This is a genomic window from Mucilaginibacter sp. SJ (assembly GCF_028993635.1).
Lineage (GTDB): Bacteria > Bacteroidota > Bacteroidia > Sphingobacteriales > Sphingobacteriaceae > Mucilaginibacter.
On record NZ_CP118631.1, the window covers coordinates 2,935,626 to 2,954,030 of the forward strand.

Annotated in this window: 13 protein-coding genes; 6 read left to right on the forward strand and 7 right to left on the reverse strand. The window is 43.0% G+C overall.

Features of this window, described 5'->3' with window-relative positions; genetic code table 11:
• Positions 1-6: 6 nt before the first annotated feature.
• Together MusilaSJ_RS11755 and MusilaSJ_RS11760 are read right to left on the reverse strand one after the other, a co-directional pair.
• Positions 7-489 carry a hypothetical protein gene (locus MusilaSJ_RS11755; protein ID WP_274990119.1) on the reverse strand — a complete coding sequence of 161 codons (483 nt, stop codon included), beginning with the start codon at positions 487-489 and terminating at the stop codon, positions 7-9.
• A complete protein-coding gene (locus tag MusilaSJ_RS11760) occupies positions 486-3,311 on the reverse strand; it encodes a hypothetical protein (protein ID WP_274990120.1) in 2,826 nt (941 codons plus the stop codon). The genes MusilaSJ_RS11755 and MusilaSJ_RS11760 overlap by 4 nt, the downstream gene beginning before the upstream one ends.
• Positions 3,312-4,315: 1,004 nt before the next feature.
• Between MusilaSJ_RS11760 and MusilaSJ_RS11765 the strand changes: the two genes are divergently transcribed.
• Both MusilaSJ_RS11765 and MusilaSJ_RS11770 read left to right on the forward strand, forming a co-directional pair.
• Entirely contained in the window at positions 4,316-7,636 is a 3,321-nt protein-coding gene (locus MusilaSJ_RS11765) for a SusC/RagA family TonB-linked outer membrane protein (protein ID WP_274990121.1), read from the forward strand.
• A gap of 11 nt (positions 7,637-7,647) precedes the next feature.
• Positions 7,648-9,456: a RagB/SusD family nutrient uptake outer membrane protein gene (locus MusilaSJ_RS11770; protein ID WP_274990122.1), complete on the forward strand. Its 1,809-nt coding sequence runs from the start codon at positions 7,648-7,650 to the stop codon at positions 9,454-9,456.
• Positions 9,457-9,582: 126 nt separating this feature from the next.
• Here the strand turns inward: MusilaSJ_RS11770 and MusilaSJ_RS11775 are convergent, their stop codons facing one another.
• Together MusilaSJ_RS11775 and MusilaSJ_RS11780 are read right to left on the reverse strand one after the other, a co-directional pair.
• Entirely contained in the window at positions 9,583-11,250 is a 1,668-nt protein-coding gene (locus MusilaSJ_RS11775; RefSeq protein WP_274990123.1) for an ArnT family glycosyltransferase, read from the reverse strand.
• 32 nt (positions 11,251-11,282) lie between these two features.
• On the reverse strand, positions 11,283-12,263 hold the full coding sequence (locus MusilaSJ_RS11780) for a glycosyltransferase (RefSeq protein ID WP_274990124.1): 981 nt from the start codon (positions 12,261-12,263) through the stop codon (positions 11,283-11,285).
• 77 nt (positions 12,264-12,340) lie between these two features.
• On the opposite strand from MusilaSJ_RS11780, the gene MusilaSJ_RS11785 reads away from it, so the two are divergent.
• On the forward strand, positions 12,341-12,550 hold the full coding sequence (locus tag MusilaSJ_RS11785; protein ID WP_274990125.1) for a hypothetical protein: 210 nt from the start codon (positions 12,341-12,343) through the stop codon (positions 12,548-12,550).
• Position 12,551: 1 nt separating this feature from the next.
• Entirely contained in the window at positions 12,552-12,962 is a 411-nt protein-coding gene (locus tag MusilaSJ_RS11790) for a putative toxin-antitoxin system toxin component, PIN family (RefSeq protein ID WP_274990126.1), read from the forward strand.
• On the opposite strand, the gene MusilaSJ_RS11795 is transcribed toward MusilaSJ_RS11790, so the two are convergent.
• The 3 genes from MusilaSJ_RS11795 to lpdA all read right to left on the reverse strand — a co-directional run bounded on the left by MusilaSJ_RS11795 (position 12,952) and on the right by lpdA (position 15,530).
• Positions 12,952-13,392 (reverse strand): sterol desaturase family protein, encoded by a 441-nt coding sequence (locus MusilaSJ_RS11795; protein ID WP_274990127.1) that lies wholly within the window; start codon positions 13,390-13,392, stop codon positions 12,952-12,954. The two genes, MusilaSJ_RS11790 and MusilaSJ_RS11795, sit on opposite strands and share 11 nt — an antisense overlap.
• Before the next feature lies 1 nt (position 13,393).
• A complete protein-coding gene (locus MusilaSJ_RS11800) occupies positions 13,394-14,014 on the reverse strand; it encodes a TlpA family protein disulfide reductase (protein ID WP_274990128.1) in 621 nt (206 codons plus the stop codon).
• A gap of 112 nt (positions 14,015-14,126) precedes the next feature.
• Positions 14,127-15,530: a dihydrolipoyl dehydrogenase gene (lpdA, locus tag MusilaSJ_RS11805; RefSeq protein WP_274990129.1), complete on the reverse strand. Its 1,404-nt coding sequence runs from the start codon at positions 15,528-15,530 to the stop codon at positions 14,127-14,129.
• A 276-nt stretch (positions 15,531-15,806) separates the two neighbouring features.
• Between lpdA and MusilaSJ_RS11810 the strand changes: the two genes are divergently transcribed.
• Positions 15,807-17,663 carry a CocE/NonD family hydrolase gene (locus MusilaSJ_RS11810; RefSeq protein ID WP_274990130.1) on the forward strand — a complete coding sequence of 619 codons (1,857 nt, stop codon included), beginning with the start codon at positions 15,807-15,809 and terminating at the stop codon, positions 17,661-17,663.
• Between the two features lie 113 nt (positions 17,664-17,776).
• Positions 17,777-18,403: a M949_RS01915 family surface polysaccharide biosynthesis protein gene (locus MusilaSJ_RS11815; protein WP_274990131.1), complete on the forward strand. Its 627-nt coding sequence runs from the start codon at positions 17,777-17,779 to the stop codon at positions 18,401-18,403.
• Positions 18,404-18,405 lie beyond the last annotated feature (2 nt).

An 18,405-nucleotide genomic window follows, 5' to 3' on the forward strand; every position in this document is an offset into this window, starting at 1 on the left:
TGGGAATTATTGTGCACCGTAATGATAGTCGTAGTTCTTGACGATGTTGCCATTCTGGTCTTTGATGTTTTGCAGTCTTTGGAAATTGTCATATTCGAAAGTCGTGTTTTCCCCTTTTTCGTCTTTGGTGCTGGTCACGCCAAACAACGGTTTATAAGTATAAGTAACGACTTGCGCGCTCGATAAACTCGGATTTGTTCGAAGCGGTGCCAAAAAGCTGCTTACAGTAGCGTCAGAGGGATTTAGATTATCCCGAAATGACTGGATAGCGGCCGCTCTACCAAGCGCAGTAACCACGGCGGAGTAATCAGCGTTTGTTGCCTGTGCAACTGGATATCCGCCGCCGTAGCCATAGATATAAGAGATTTTCGGCCCGTTTACTTTTGATACGCTCTGCACATTTCCAATATTGTCATATGCCAGGAACTGTATCCTCGGATCGTAATTAGCAGTTCCTGTTTTGGTTGATATAGTTACTGGATAGATCAAAGAATTGTTTCCATTCCAAACCTGGTAATCTGTTTTAGTAGATTGCAGAAAGGTCGAAGTGCTTGTCGCGGGGTCAAAGACGTATTCTTGTTGCTCAATACAGGGCTCCATATGTGCAGCGTGTTATACATTTGGTCGTACGGCGCTGTAGTTGCGAAATCAGCAGGGTACTTGAAGGTTGTCAATATGTTCTTACCATTACTTTTGACAATCGTTTTTTGAGTGGGCAATAAATGAATGGTATTGCCATATTGCGTTATTTCAGTTTCCGCAAAGCTATTTGATCCAGAAGATGCAAAAGTCGTAGTGATTACGGTATCGGGGTATATCCAGCGTGAATAGATATAGTTTTTCTTCACGTCAAAAGGACTGAATTGCGATTCTGTCGGCGGTGTGGTTGATGCACACAATAACTGATAACGCTTACGCACAGAATAGCCGTAAAACAGTTCACTTAACCGGCTATCGTCCTTGTATGTCATTTTTACAGTTTTCACTGATTGAAATACCGATCCTTTTTTAATAAAAGTATTTGTAAAAGTTTCCAATCCGCTTTTTCCAACTCCCCTGTTAGAAAGCGGGCTCGTAAGGATGTCATTGCCCATCACCACCTCACCAGGAGTATTAGGTTCGACTGTATAAATATGTTCGATCCCTCCGTTTTCAAAATTGAGGCCGCTGCTTTCTACGATGTACTGAAAATTGATGTGGTGCTGAGAATAGGCATATAAATTATTCATAGAATTTGACGACATACTCTTAAACTGGAATATAGTCCCGCAATCAATGACCGGATTCTGACTATCCTGTGGTTGACAGCTCACAGCAATTGAATAATCTGACATGTATGTCGGTGTTGCCACAACCGAACCGGAAGAAGTGGTCAAGTCGCTTAACTTTGAATAATAGTATTTTTTGAAGCTGCTGATTTTTTGCACTGGGTCGTATGTCCTGACGAAATCCACAATGACCCCGGCCGCCGTCTTGTTTTTTACTACTGGTACCGAGCCCTGGGTGTAATAAGAGAGATTAGCTGATCCTAAAGAATACTGACCGTAAGAGACACACCTCAAAATATAAGTTTTCCCTGCCTCAAGCGTAACGATATCATGAAGCTGCCGGTTCGAGGAATTTAAAAAGCCGGTATAAACGGTTTGCCCCGTTATTGTATTGATGAGGTATACATACACTTGTGCGTGGAAATCCTCTTCGCCGGAAGGTCCGTTAAATGTATAGGATGAGTTTAACGTGGTGGTTTGACCGCTCGTCATGGTGACCGGACTTGAATTCGTTGTCACGGCAGTGCTTAGATCGGCTCCGACTCCTGATACATATAGCGACTGAGAGACAGGGTCAGGCAGTTCCGTGACGGTATATGTTGGTGCTTTATACGCAATTGAATCGTATCCACCAGTTGGGTATTTTATTTTAGTCAGCAAGCCATATTGGGCATAGGTAAAATTGGGCGAGCGATCTGCCTGAGCATCAGGAAAAAATTGTTGATACGCTAATACAGGCTTCGGAATCAATCCTAAATTATTGGCACCATTAAAATAGCCATAATCGTCCTGAGCATAGCTTAGTCTTGGAGGCAGACCAGCAATATTGTTGTATTCGAATGAAAAAAGATGTTGTTCTGCTGTACTTGGTGCCGTTTCGGTTACTGTGGTAAGGAACGGCCTGAACTTCAATTGGGCATTGCCGGCGCTGTACTGATTTTGAAATGTCGTGCCAGATCCGTATATATAACTAAACCCAAAGGTCTTTATGGCTGTGGCGTTGCCATATTGAAAAACATTTACCGCACTTACCAGTTGGTCATAGGTTAGGTCTTGTCTGCCAGTGTAACTAAAAGTAAGATAGTTGCCGCTTGAGGCTGTAATCTTGGTAAGATATACGGAGTTGGTCGTAATAAGATTTTCACAATTTGTGTCATCAATAGTTATTGTCCCGCCCGTGGAACTGTTTGGACAATGCTGGGGGCCAACTACTGACTTCGTTTGGGATTGTGAAACGCTTGCCGGATACGAATACGGCTGTAGCGCTGCATATTCCAATATAATATTATCCCCGCTTGGGTCGGCCACTTTTGTAAGGTACCAGGCATTGTCTATAGCAATCGTGTGTGTCTTGCCGCAATTTTCTCCAATAGCCGAATTGTAGGAAGACTCTGTAGAATTCGCTCCGCCCGCAAAATAATAAACTACGCCTTCCGGGGTTGTGATGCGGAATCGCCCGCCAAAATCAGCTTGCCTTGTCGCGTTGAATTCTATCTTGAGATTGGTTTTCGTCAGCTGTACAGCTTGGCTACCGTTCAAAATAAATTGACCGGAATAGCCATTGAAATTAAACGAGAATATGTCCGGACTTGTATCTGTTCCGTTCAAATCAGTGTTTACCGCCTGGTCGAGGAAATTATACAGTTCAGTGGTATGCGCAAAGCTTGAAGGTGGAATAAGGCGGGTCGAGAGTTCGTCGGGTTGGTCGTACACGGTTCGAGTAATCGCTCCTCCAGATACGATAGACCAACTTATCCCAGATCGGGAACCAATTTCGTCTACTTTTACTCCATTGGAAGAATAGGACAGGCTTACCGGTATTTTCAACTTTCTTGATGAGAGCGTGTAAATCGGGAGATTATACAGAGCAGTTCCCGTTTGCATACCCAGGTTGATGCCACCGTACCTCGTCATCGCAAACGCAGCGGGCGAGGGTGGAAGAATGTCAGGAAGCTTTACATTTTGCTGTGCAAAGACGGAGCAACCGAGACACAGATAAAAAACGATCAATACCTGCTTATTGATCCATGTAAATGAGGTCATAGGGTTTTAATTTGAAATAACGATGATCTGATAGTTAATTTTTATAAAGAAAATAGGTCAGATGAATGGTCTGACGGTTTAAAAAACTTTTTGCGAGATTCGACAAGGATGCAAAAGATGGGCAATGTCTGTATTTCCTATAGAGTGCATGGTGATTGCACCAGTCGAAATGTGTGTTGCTCTTATTGTAAGTAAAAATTGATGAGGTTGAATGTAGTAATATGGCAATTGCATGTGATAAGTGAAGGTTATAAGCGTATTTTCTAAAATAATAATTAATATAATCTTATTCGTCGCGAATATAGTTATAAAGGATAAGGATGTAAATAGGGGTTTTAACGGGAAAAAGTACCGTGTAAACACCCATTAAATAGCTCTTTTGCAACCGCTGTTTAAATGGTCAGATGTAGGCAAATAGTACATCTGACAATCATAATTAGCGGCATTTTAAAAACTCCGCACTGCACACACAGTTGCATACGATGATATGAGGAATTGATCTGGTGCGTCGTTGACAGCATCGGTACCCAAACACCACGCTTCCCCGGCAACGGTGGTGGTCGAACTCCAAAAGTGTCCCGGTGCCAGTCCAAGCGGCATGTCATAGAGGTTTTTCTTCAATTGGGACAGTTCATCAATGGAGGGCAGATACCATCGCACTGGCAGTTTTTGTTGAGATAGTATACTCCCTCCAAATCTCCCCGCCATAAACAATGACCGTTTAATGTAACTCGGCAGTGCTGTACTGGTATCGATGTTTAAACCAGAGTACTTTAATTCCATATAATGACCCGCCATTACACCACAACCAACCATACCAATCAACTAAAACACCATCCCATTTCCACCCTCTAATTATTTTGCCTTCCCACGAGAATGCTCCCCGCCCCAAAAAGAATCTCATTCATTAATGAGTATAATAAAATCCTCCGTGTGTCTTTATGGTGACTGAGCGGACAAAGCCGGTCATTACACTAAGTCATAAACCTAAAAATTTAAAAACTATGAGTTTTTTTTACCAAAAAAAGTATTCGGCAAGGTGCCTTTTAGTTTTTTTGCTGCTGATAGGCATGGGTTATCATGCCGCGGCGCAAAGCCGTCAAATCAGCGGTACTGTAACAGATTCTGTATCCAGGGATCCTTTACCTGGCGTAACTGTGCAGGTTATTGGCACTACCAATGGCATTCAAACTGATGTAAACGGCAAATACAAACTAACCGTTAATCCCGGAGCAAAGTTATCTTTCGCTTTTGTGGGCTATAACACGCGTAAAGTGACCGTTGGCGACGACCCTGTTATCAACATTCAGTTATCAGGCAAAAGAAGCGATCTGGAAGAGGTTGTAGTGGTTGCTTACGGTACACAAAAGAAACCATCGGTGGTAGGCGCCATTGCCACGGTAAGCGCAAAAGTATTTGAAGACCGCGGGCCAACCAATAACCCTGTTGCCAATTTGCAGGGCCAGGTTCCGGGTATGGTGGTAACAAGAAGTTCGGCGCAGCCGGGGCGTGAAAACTGGAACTTCCAGATCCGCGGTGCGACCTCTGTTAACGGGCAGGACCCTTTGGTGATCTTAGATGGAGTTGCGCTTAACAACAACAATGAGCTTAACTCCATCAACCCTAATGATATTGATAATATTTCGGTTTTGAAAGATGGTTCGGCTTCAATATATGGTGCACGCGCTGCTTATGGCGTTGTACTGATCACTACTAAAAAGGGTAAAGCGGGTAAAATGCAGATCCAGTATGATCCTTCTGTATCTGAGAAATTTTTAGGTCTTCAGCCTAAAATGACAAATATTGATCAATGGGCAAACGGCCTGCTTCAGGCTAAAACCAATGATAATTATGGCGTAGCCCCTACAAGTGATCTTTGGTACCAGATGGCCAACTTTGCGCTGGCTAACAAAGGCACGGTGGTACTGGCATCGCAGATTCCGGGAAACACTACGGGAGGTATCACCGCAAATTCATTCTACAATGGTTTGCCCGTTCCTGCATTTCTTGATGTAAAAGAGCTTGATTTTATTGATGTATCCTTACAGCAGTATTTATGGGGAAGGGCGACATCGACACAGCATAACCTTGCCGTATCAGGCGGAACAGATAAAAATACGTATCGTGTTTCATTGGGCTACTTAAATGATGGCAGCCAGCTTCAGATTGGCAATAACGGTAATCAGCGCTATAACCTGAGGCTGAACAACAGTTATAAATTCAGTGATAGGGTGCAGTTGGAAACCAACATTGCGCTTGAGCAAAACAATATACAGCAACCAACCATGTATACTACAGGTAGTTACAGCGCGCTTGGTAACGGGTTTCAGGTGGGCTTGCCCATGTACACGCAATCAGGCAAACCATATCAATGGGGTGGTGTTGCAAGCCCGGCAGGTTTGCTGAGGGATGGCGGCGACAACCTGGAAAATAACAGCCGGGCCCTGTTAAACTCAACGCTTACCTATAATTTTATGAAGCACCTTACCTTTACCGGAACAGCTGGTTACAATGTTTGGTGGCAGGATGATCGTGTGCAAACCAAAACTGTACGCCTTTATTCATACGATGATAAGTACCTTACAGGCACCACCGCGCCGGCAGGTGGCACCTCAGGAGGGAGCCAAAACTATTTCCGTGCTAATATCAATGATAAATATTATAACCTCATCGGCCGTGTAACGTACGCCAATACCTTTAACAGGGTACATGATGTATCGTTAATGATTGGCAGCTCGTACGAAAGGGACGAGTATGATATGTTCAACACCCGTACCTACAATTTGGGAAGCGATGATGTACCTTCATTAAATTTAGGGTTGAGTAGTTTACAGGCGGGTTTTGTTTCCAATTTTGAACAACGCAACCATTATGCCCTTGGATCATATTTTGCAAGGGCTACCTATGCTTTTAAAGGCAAATATCTTTTTGAAGCAACCGGCAGGTATGATGGTTCGTCGAAATTTATTGCAGACAAACGCTGGAAACCATTTTACAGCCTTATGGGCGGCTGGCGCTTAGGCGAAGAAAGCTTTATCAAAAAAACAAATATTTTCAGCGAGTTAAAGCTGCGTGCTTCTTACGCTACATCGGGCAGCCAGGGCGGTATTGGCCTCTATGACTACCTGCAGTCACTGAATGTGAGCAGCAGCAATACCCTTTTAGGTACAGCGCTTGCAACTGTGACCACAACAACCGGAAACCTGGTTTCGCTTAACAGAACCTGGGAAACAGTAATTAAACGGAACATTGGTATTGATTTTGGTTTATTGAATGGTCGTTTAAACGGAACTTTTGAGGTATTCCGTAATCAAAATAAAAACATGCTGGTAAGTGTTACCTATCCGGCCGTTTTGGGTATCGGCGCGCCGCAGTCAAATAACGGCGATCTGAAAACCTGGGGATGGGAAGGACAATTAACCTGGCGAGACCATGTTGGGCAGGTAACCTATACCATTTCGGGTAATATAACTGATAGCCAAAACAAATTGGTATATTTTAATGGCGTTCCGGCATTAGGTGCCGGTTATAACGCCACTGTTGAGGGGTATCCGCTTGGCTCATATTTTGGCCTTAAATACGGTGGCCGTTTCCAGACACAGGCACAGGTTGATACTTATAACAATACCTACTATGCCCCGGGAGGAGTGATCAATACCATTGGCATCCCTATCGCTTCTGCCCTTACCAATTTGCCGGGTCAAAACTCAGGCTTACGCCCGGGAGATAATTATTATGTTGATGTTAACGGCGATGGCAAACTCACCACCGGTACATCAGCAAAAGATATGGGCGACCTTATTTATTTAGGCAGCGATGTGCCGCGTTATACTTTTGGTTTAACATTAGGCCTGCAATGGAAGGGCTTTGATTTTACAAGCATTTTTCAGGGTGTAGGGAAACGGACAATTTTCAGGGCCAACGGCAGTGCAAATAACTGGCGTGTACCTTTTGCGGCACTTGGCCAGGCACAAACTACACAATGGGTTGGTAATACCTGGACCCCTGAAAACACCAATGCATATTACCCTAATCTGCACAGCAACGGAATCAATGGTTACAACTACCAGATCTCCAGCTGGTCGGTTGAGAACGGGGCCTATGTACGCCTGAAAAACCTTGTTATCGGTTATACTTTACCTAAGTCGTTATTGGAGCGCACCAAAGCCATCAGCCGCTTAAGAGTTTACATTTCGGGAAGCGACCTGTGGGAATACAGCAAAGTACATGATGGCTGGGACCCTGAAATAACCCGTACCACCTCAGGCAACGAGCGTTATCCTTTTTACAGGTATGTAACCATAGGCGCAAACATTACTTTTTAATTGAAATGATTATGAAAAATATATACCGAAGGATCTTCAGTATCCTGTCAATCATTATTATTACAGGCTTGTCCGCTTGCAACAAGTCGCTTAACCTTATTCCGCAGGATCAGCTTTCAGAGGCTGCTTACTTCAAATCGGCCAATGACTTTAAAACATTTGCCAACCAATATTATGGTTATCTCCGTAATTTCAACAACTCGTTTGCAGATAACCCGCATTATGACGGGCGTGCAGATGTGTTTGGCGGCGGGGGCATTTATGGGGCAGGCATCAATACTGTTCCGGCAAGTGATAATTATTGGAATAATAATTATGTCAATATCAGGAATTGCAACTATTTGTTGGAAAAGGCCGCCACTTTTTCTGACCAGGCCAGCATCAGCCAATTTGTAGCGGAAGCTAAATTTTTCAGAGCTTACTGCTACTTTGAATTACTGCAATTGTATGGCGGGGTTCCGCTGATCACCAAAACGCTGAACCTGGATTCGCCAGAGCTTTATGGAGGCAGGGCAACACGCGACCAAATAGTTGATCAGATCGTAGCCGATCTGGAAGCAGCCATACCAAATTTGCCTGCATCCATCTTAGCCAATTCTGCAGATTTTGGCCGGGTGAGCAAACCTGCCGCGCAAGCATTTCTGGGAAGGGTTGCGCTTTATGAAGGTACATGGCTAAAATTCAGAAACGGTGATGCTGCCCGTTATAATATGCTGCTCGATAAATCAGCGGCAGCTTCTAATGCCGTAATTACCAGCAATCAATTTGCACTTTTCGGCACGCCTGCTTCAAATGCATTGGGCGGCAACAGCACCATATTGGGTGACTCTGCGCAGAAGTACCTTTTTATCCTCGAAAACCCAAAATCAAACCCGGCTTCAGTTACCAAAACTGCTAACCATGAGTACCTTTTATCGTACCGTTATGATGATGTGAGCAAAACAATCGGAACAAATATCAGCAGGCAGGGAACGCAAATTGGGCCTCAGCATAAATATGTTAACGCGTTTTTATGCCAGGATGGATTACCTATTGAAAAATCGCCGCTATTCCAGGGTTTTGAAACCTACGGTTCGGAATTTGTGAATCGCGACAACCGCTTAAAGTATACCATCAAAATAAATAACATGTATTACTGGTATGGTAATGCCAATTACCGTGTAACCTGGTTAAATGACGCCGCTGATATTGCTACGTCAACCGGAAAAGTTGTTCAGATCTCCGGGTATGGAAACCAAAAATGGGTAACTGAACGTAACTGCCCGGATACGAAAGAGTCGGAAGATTACCCGGTGATCCGTTATGCCGAGGTATTGCTCAATTATGCGGAAGCAGTTTATGAACGTGGCGGCGCTATAACAGATGCGGATCTTAACAAATCGCTCAACCTGGTACGTTTACGGGCTAATAAAAATATGCCGCCCTTAACAAATGGTTTCGCAGGCGCAAACGGATTAGATCTGCGCACAGAGATCAGGAGGGAACGTTTTATCGAGCTTTATTATGAAAACTTCAGGTTTGACGATATTAAGCGCTGGCATAGTGCTGCTACCGACCTGGTTACCAACACCGGGGGTACCGCTTATGGAAACATCAGTGCTTTTGTAAGCCCATGGCCGGTAGGTATTAAATTTAAAGGTACACAGGCCGATGTTGGGCCAAACCCTTTAAAGCCAGCTCCTACCAACGCTTTGGATGCCAACGGCCAGCTGATCCTTGACAATACAGCACGTAACTTTTCGGAAAAAAATTATCTATATCCGATCCCGGCGCAACAAATTACCCTTAATCCCGCGTTAACACAAAATCCGGGCTGGTAAATTTATTTAAACAATCAAAAGGCTGTCTCAGGGGCAGCCTTTTGATTGCTATGTTTTATCGCCCTATAATTAACCGACTAATAACTTTGGTTAAAGACTATTTGTTAATTTATAGCAGGCATTGCTCTACCTGATCCTGATCAGATAAAAATGATCCAAAGTAGTACTCCTCTTCTTTTTGATGATAAAGGGCAGGCTAAGGTTTTCATGAGGAAAATCCTGAAAAGCTTCTATTGTCGTATAGGCAATCCCTTTGTCTTTTAATTCGGCTACCGTTTTTTCATCAGCTACAACAATGCGGCTTTTCAGACTGTCGGTTTTCAGGATAGCATCAATATTAGTATAAGTAACGCTGCCTTTGTAATAAAAATCGAAGGTGTTTGATAAAACCGCGGCGCTCACTTTTTCCTGTGGATAGTTTTGATTGAGGTATTCAGCAGCCGAAAGATCTCCGCGGTAGTCAACGATAGTTGGATAAGCAACCGTTACGAGATAAGCATTCACCAGAACTGACACGGCACAGGTAAATAAGAATACGGACGGGTAAATCTGTGTTGGCTTTTTATAAATATAGATAGCCAAGCCAATAAACGCTATAATCAACACAACAAATACAGGCCAGCGCTCCGGCGCGAAAATGAAATTAAGCGCAATAACAGCAACCAATAAAAGCCCTGTCATGACATATTGAGTTATCTTGAAAAACTTAAATTCGGCGCCAATTTTTAATGAGCTAATAAATACCGCTGTTATAATAGCAAAAAACGGGAACAGGATATTAGTGTAAAATGGAAGCTGAAATTTGGAGGCCGAAAAGATCAGCAACATTAATACGCTTCCTGAGATACACAGATATTCGGGCAGGGCTATACGTTTAACCATTTTCCTGATGGTAGCATACAGCGCATAGAACAGGATAATAGCCCATGGCGCGAAAGCCCACAGCAAGGTATGAACAAAAAACAGTTTGTCGCCGTGTGTATTAGTAATATAACCGTTATTGTTGAAACGCCCGAACTGGCTATCCCACAAAAACCAGTGGATGCCTGAAATCCTGGTGCGACCGAAAACAACTTTTTCGGGGTGAAGATCAAACTGCGTGTATACCGAATAAATTTCGGGTAAAGTAAATATCACCACCAATATAAACGAGAGCAGCCATTTCCAATGGAATACGCCTTTGATGTTCCCTTTAAATAAATAGTCGCCGATGATGGACGTACCTATCGGGATAAGCAGGTAAATGCCTTTGGTCATTACGGCGCAGGCTGTAAATATGGATGCCAGCAGGACATTGGCCATGCTGAACCGTTCTTTTACCTTATAAAAGTGATAAACAGCACCCATGAGCAGGCCCATAATATAAGGCTCGGCACGTACATCCGTATTTGACATTACGCTGTGTTGAGCGGTAAGCAGGATCAAGATAGCGATAATAGCTGTTTCATCGCCATAAAACTTTTTGGCAAGCTTGTAAGTGTACGCCACCGACATGAAAAAAAACAGCAGGGCGGGCAATTTATAAGCAAAAGTATTGATGCCGAAAATCTTAAAACTGATGGCGATAATCCAGAAGGGGAAATGCGGTTTATCCAGCCAGTCGGCACCGTGATACATCAGATCGGTAAAGTTATTGCTTTGTGCCATGCTCCGGGCCAGGGCCGAATACAAAGCCCCATCATCAGTAAAGAATTTGATGCCGATACCGGCTACATTAAGCACGATAGCTAATAACAGCACAATAAAATAAGGCCGTTTTTGCGATGAAAAAATTGAAGCTGCTGTACTATCCACTAAAAATATTTATGCCCAAAAATAGCTGAATTTTAATTATTCCACGGAAGGTATTTGGGCTGATCATGGTTGATCAGTTCGGGCCTGGCCAAATTTAATTTTCGACCATTCAAAACCTGTTCATATAAGGTTAAATATGCCGCAGCCATCTTGCCGATATTAAAATTATCGACAGCATATTGATGGCAATATTGCTTATTAAAACTTTCAACGTTTTTAAGTCCGGCGGCTAATTCAGATTTACTGGCCGAAAGTAAGCCAACTTCAGCGGGCGCCAGTTCGGGCAACGATCCGTAAGGCGTACCAAAAACCGGGCAGCCAAAATAAAGGCTTTCAACAATGGCTATCCCGAATGGCTCATGCCACAGTACCGGGAAAAGCAAGGCTTTTGAACCGTTCATCACTATCGATTTTGCTTCATCACCAACCATTCCCTTAAAACGCACATTAAGGTTAGGCGTAAAGCGCAATCCCATTTTCAGGTTCAATCGTGTACCACCAAGTACAACAAGCTTATTCCCGCTCATCGTAGCTACATCAATAGCGCCTTTTACATTTTTAACGCGCCATGCTGCTTTAGCGAGGAAATGGGTATGGGTCCGTTTGTTGTTGAGATCGGGCTTTCGATAGTCGGCCGTATCTATAGCATTGTGTACAAATACCGCTGAACCGTGCCTTTGCGCATGATTGGCCGACACAAATACCGAGTTAACATCTAATTGCAAACCACCAGGGTTATTATGAACAGTTACGATATAAGGCTTTTTAGTAAAACCACTCACCTGAAACTGAAAATGTACCACATCAATATCATCAGGCACCTGCTGATTGATATCAACAGCCGGATCATAGATCAGCACCCTGGCAAACGGACAGGTTGAGCCCGCTCCTACCAAATAGGTAACCCTATGCCCCAACCGGTTCAACTCGCGGCCAAGCCACCAGATGATCCGCTCGGTGCCGCCATATTTTGTTGCCGGGATCGGGGTGTTGTTTACGATGAGGATGTTCATAGATGTTGGGGCAAAGGTAATCATCTGTAACAAAACACTTCTTATTACAAATAAAACAGAATCGTTATATTTGTTATATGGATACGCTAAAAATAAACATACTCAATCCGAAAGCTTTGAAGCTTTTGAATGATCTGGCAGAGCTTGATCTGATAGCTATCCAGGACGATTCCAAAGTTGGGTTTCAGGATGTGCTAAGGCGTTTACGAAACAAAAATGCGGATTTAACTCTCGAACAAATTACAAAAGAGGTGGAAACTGTACGTGCAAAGCGTTATTCCCGGTAAGTTGATTAAAGTAATTTTAGATACCAATTTATGGATAAGCTTCCTTATTAGGAAGGACTATTCTAATCTTGATACTTTACTTTTTAATAACCAGGTAAAACTTGTTTTTAGTAAAGAGTTATTGGACGAATTTTTAGAAGTTGCCAAACGTCCAAAGTTTCGGCGCTACTTTACATCGATCGATATTGAAGATCTCATCGAGACTATTGAAGAATATGCGGAATTTGTAGAGGTGAAAAGCACTGTGGAAGCGTGCCGGGACGAAAAGGATAATTTCCTCTTAGCCTTAGCTGTTGATAGCGATGCCACCTACCTGTTAACAGGAGATCTCGATCTTCTTGATTTAGGTTCGTTTAACGATACAACCATCACAACTATTACCGATTTTTTTAAAAGCGGCATCATTTCCTGAACCATTTCCTGCTGGCCACCAATAACCCAAATTCTTCCGATGGATATTTCTCCGTTGATTTATGATGGATTTTATGCGCCCGGCGGATCCCGGCCAGGTAGCGGTTGTTACTTTTGAAAGCTTTGAAACGATTATGAATAAACCAATCGTGGAAAATGAAATAAATGATACCGTAGATACTGATACCTGTACCTATCCAAAACCGGTAGTCCAGAGTTAAATGTCCTATCCACATCAGCCATAAAGCAAAAGCAGCAAAGCCGATACTGAACAGGTCATTCAGCTCAAACCAGCCATGCCTTTGTTGATGATGCGTTTTGTGAATAAACCACAATGGCCCATGGAAAAGGTATTTGTGCATGGCCCAGGAGATGAGTTCCATCAACGCAATGGTTAATACTACAATTCCTATATCTGCCAATACTATCATATCATTTAGCGGTTATGCTTCGGGCTATCAGGTTTTCCATCTTTTGTGTATTGATTTCTTCATGTTCACCATATCCCGTTTTTTTGAAGATCAATTTTCCCTGTTTGTTAAAAATAAAGACTGTTGGGTATCCTCTAAAACCAAACTGCCTGTCGGGGCATTTGGTTTTATCATCGGGCGTATATTTTGCTAATACCTTACCGGTGTAAATCTTTTCGTTACAACCTGGTATAAAATACACAGGTAATTTAAAATCGTCCCGCATACTGTAATGTTTATACAGATTAACAAAGTTAACCATCGATTTATCCTGTGCTATAAACCGCTTAACTATCCCGCTATCGGTTTGGCATAGGGTTATGAAACAAAATTTTTTATTGGCTTTATATTGGGCGTAAAGCTTGTGCAGCATGCCCATTTCACGAAAACAAGGCGGACAAGGCACAAACCAGCAATCAATAAACAGCACTTTGTTTTGGCCTAATTGCTTTAACGTGGTATGCTTTCCGTTGATGTCGTAAACCTCGATATCAGGTATTGATTTAATTTTTTTGGTTTGTGCATTAACTACACAGCCAAGCAAAATAAAAAATGCGAATAAGGAGCAGGTTATTACTTTCATAGCCGAAGTATTTACCGCTAACTTAAAATTAAAAAAGCGGCTATCAAATGATAACCGCTTTTAAATATTTCAAATTAAAAATCCGACATCGAAAATCCGAAATCCGAAATTATTAAATATGTATCGCCCTGTTTTCAGTAGCAGCCAAACATGCTTCACGCATGGCTTCAGTATAGGTTGGGTGGGCGTGGCTCATGCGCGAAATATCTTCGGCACTTGCACGGTACTCCATCGCTACAACGGCTTCGGCTATCATGTCGGCAGTACGCGGACCAATCATGTGTACACCTAAAATCTCGTCGGTAGTAGCATCGGCCAATACTTTCACAAAACCATCCAGATCATCGCTGGCACGGGCACGGCCGCTGGCTTTGAACGGGAACGAACCGGTTTTGTATTTAACACCGGCTGCTTTCAGTTGCTCTTCTGTTTGACCAACAGCGGCAACTTCTGGCCAGGTATAAACCACACCCGGAATCAGGTTGTAATCAATGTGTGGTTTCTGACCTGCAATGATCTCGGCAACCAGCGTACCTTCGTCCTCCGCCTTGTGGGCAAGCATAGCGCCTTTAATCACATCGCCAATGGCATAAACACCTTTAACTTTGGTTTCCAGGTGCTCATCAACCGTAATTTTACGGCCACGCTCTTCAACAGTGATGCCAATGTTTTCCAAACCTAAGCCATCGGTGTAAGCTATACGACCAACAGCTACCAGGCAGTAATCGCCTTTCAGTTCTTTCTTTTCGCCTTTAGGGGTATCAAAGCTAACGGTTACTTCTTTACCTTTTACGGCAGCGCCGGTAACTTTGTGGCCCAGGTAAAATTCCATACCCAGTTTAGTTAGTACTTTTTGCAGCTCACGGCCCAGGCCCTTATCCATAGTTGGGATAATGCCGTCCATAAATTCAATTACAGATACTTTGGCGCCTAAACGGGCATAAACCGAACCCAACTCCAAACCGATAACGCCGCCACCAATCAACACCAGGTGTTTTGGTACTTCGCTCAGGCTTAATGCTTCGGTTGATGTAATAATGCGTTTTTTATCGATAGGCAGAAATGGCAAAGCCGATGGTTTTGAACCTGTAGCGATGATCACATTTTTTCCGGTGATCTCGGTAACGGTACCATCACTCTTTTTAACGGTGATGGTATTTTTATCTTTAAATGATCCTACACCAAAATGGGTGTCGATCTTATTTTTCTTCATCAGGTAGGTGATACCGCTGGTGTTGGCATCAACAACTTCCTGCTTGCGTTTAATCATCTGTCCAAAATCTATCGAAAGATCTTTTAGATTGATGCCATGTGTTTTAAAAGCATGGGCAGCATTGTGGTAATGTTCAGACGAATCCAACAGCGCCTTCGAGGGGATACAACCTACGTTAAGGCAGGTACCACCAAGGGTATTATACTTTTCAACAATTGCGGTTTTTAAACCAAGCTGGGCACAGCGGATAGCGGCTACATAACCACCGGGGCCCGAACCTATAACTATAACATCATATTGCATAGTAGTGTGTATTTTATGGTGGGCAAAGTTAAGGATTTTAAAGTTGCTTTTGAGAGATTAGTGATTGGAGATTAGAGGTTAGCAATTATTTTCTGAACCATGATTTTAGGGATTTAATCCCGGTTCAGACAAAAATCCGAAATCGAACATCCGAAATCCGACATAAAATTTATCCCATACCAACAGCTTTTTACCCAGTTTGTAACAGAACCATTGATAAATCGGTTTATCGTTAACTCTTTATTAAATTTAACCCAATTTAACACGACTGATCTTATGAAGAAAATTAACTTATTTTTTGTGCTGGTATTGCTATATACCGGCGTTAATGCTCAAAGCACTTACGTAAAGGAGCATTTTACCAAAAAAGAGGTGTACATCACCATGCGCGATGGTGTAAAACTGTTCACCTCTATTTATACCCCAAAAGATGCTTCATCGCAAAATAAGTACCCGATGATGATGATGCGTACCTGCTACAGCGTCGCCCCTTACGGCGAGGACAAATATCCTCAAAGGCTTGGCCCGTCTGAAATTATGATGAAAGAAGGTTATATTTTTGTTTACCAGGACGTACGCGGCCGTTGGAAAAGTGAAGGCAGCTGGACTAACATGACGCCGGTTATCGATAACAAGAAAAGCAAAAAAGATGTTGACGAGGGTTCTGACACCTATGACACCATCGACTGGCTGGTTAAAAACGTAGCCAACAACAATGGCAAGGTTGGCCAGTATGGTATCTCGTACCCGGGCTTTTATACTGCTGCGGGCATCCTGTCAAACCACCCGGCACTTAAGGCATCATCGCCGCAAGCCCCTATTTCCGATTTCTTTTTTGACGATTTTCACCACAATGGTGCTTTCATTGAGGGGTACTTTTTCACCTTCCCGGTATTTGGTGTTCAAAAAACTGATACAACCAGCAAAGCCTGGTATACCATGCTTAAACCCGACAGCAAAGATGGTTACCAGTATTTATTAGATCTTGGCCCGCTTAAAAACGCCGATAAATTTTATCATGATAACTTCTTTTGGCAGGAAACTATCAATCATCCTAACTACGATGAGTTTTGGCAAAAACGTGGCCTGCTGAAACATTACGGCAAAGTAAAGCCTGCGGTGATGCTGGTTGGCGGCTGGTTTGATGCCGAAGACCTAACCGGTCCGCTGGCTATTTATAAAACCATCAACAAATCTGATCCTAACGCTTACAATACTATTGTAATGGGACCATTCGGTCATGGCCGCTGGTCGCGCGAAACCGGGCATACCATGCATAGCAATATTTACTTTGGTGATAGCGTGGCTACCTTTTACCAAAAAAACATCGAAGCCAAATTCTTCAACCACTTTTTGAAAGGTAATGGCGATAAAAATTCCGGCTTGCCAAATGCTTACATGTTTAATACCGGCAAAAAGGAATGGGCAACATTTGATAAATGGCCTGCCGCCAATGCCGTGCATGAAAAAATGTTTTTAGGTGCCGATGGTAAGCTTACTAATACTCAGCCTGCAACCGCAGGTTCAGTTTCCTATGTAAGCGATCCGCTTAAACCGGTTCCTTACACTGAAGACAACACCACTACCATGGGCTTCACCCCTCATAATTATATGAGCGAGGACCAGCGTTTTGCAGGTCGCCGTCCGGATGTATTGGTTTACCAGAGCGAGGTATTAAATGACGATGTTACCCTTGGCGGCGAGATCATGGCGCACCTTAAAATTGCCACAACAGGTACCGACGCCGATTTTGTTGTGAAACTGATTGATGTTTATCCGGCCGACGAACCAAACAATCCATACATGCCTAACAAAAACACCATCCTGAGCAATTACTGGCAAATGGTACGTTCGGAAGTAATGCCGGCCCGTTTCCGTAACAGCTTTGAAAAACCAGAGGCATTGGTAGCTAACCAAAAAACAGATGTGAACTTCCGCCTGCAGGATGTGCTGCATACCTTTAAAAAAGGTCACCGCATCATGATCCAGGTACAAAGCACCTGGTTCCCTATTGTAGCGCGTAACCCACAAAAATATGTGGAGAACCCTTATAAAGCAGATGAAAGTGATTACATCAAGGCTACCGAAACAGTTTATAACGATAGCTACATTGATGTACAGGTTTTGAAGTAGTTATTTAGAGGTTGGAGGTAAGAGGTTAGGTTTTTACTCCACTTTCCTTAAACCATTGGCCGGACTTTTTAATTCCGGCCAATGGTTTTATAAATAAGCTTTAACTTAGGTTTATGAAACTATCTTTCACCATCATATTGCTAATCATTATTACCCAGGTCTCTGTTGCTCAACTCAAAGTAATTAAGCTTAGCAAAGCAGATATCCCCAAACCCATTACTTACAAGGGGCATATCATCGATGCGGTTAAATACACGGATAAAACAGGCGATCATATAGTGATCACCACAGAAACCGGCGAAACCAAAACCAAAAACACCGAAAACAGTGACGGCCGCGATGCCGCTTTATATGCCTATCATTACAATATTACGGGTACCGATCAGTTTAAACTGAGCTGGCAGACTTATGATTTTGTTGCTGATTGTTCCTTTGATATAACGGCAAATTATGTTCCGGGAACATTTACAGTTACGGACGCAGATAATAATGGCGTAGCCGAAGTATGGTTGGTTTATCGTACCGTTTGCCGTAGTGATGTAAGTCCCTGTGATATGAAAATTATTATGCACGAGGGAGATAAAAAATACGCCGTTCGAGGCACTAACAAAGTAAAAATATCTGGTAAAGATTATAGAGGTGGCATTTATATTTTTGATGCAGCTTTTAAAGCCGCCCCGGCTGCTTTCCGGAAATATGCTGCTGATATCTGGCAGAAAAACATCATGGATACCTTTTAACC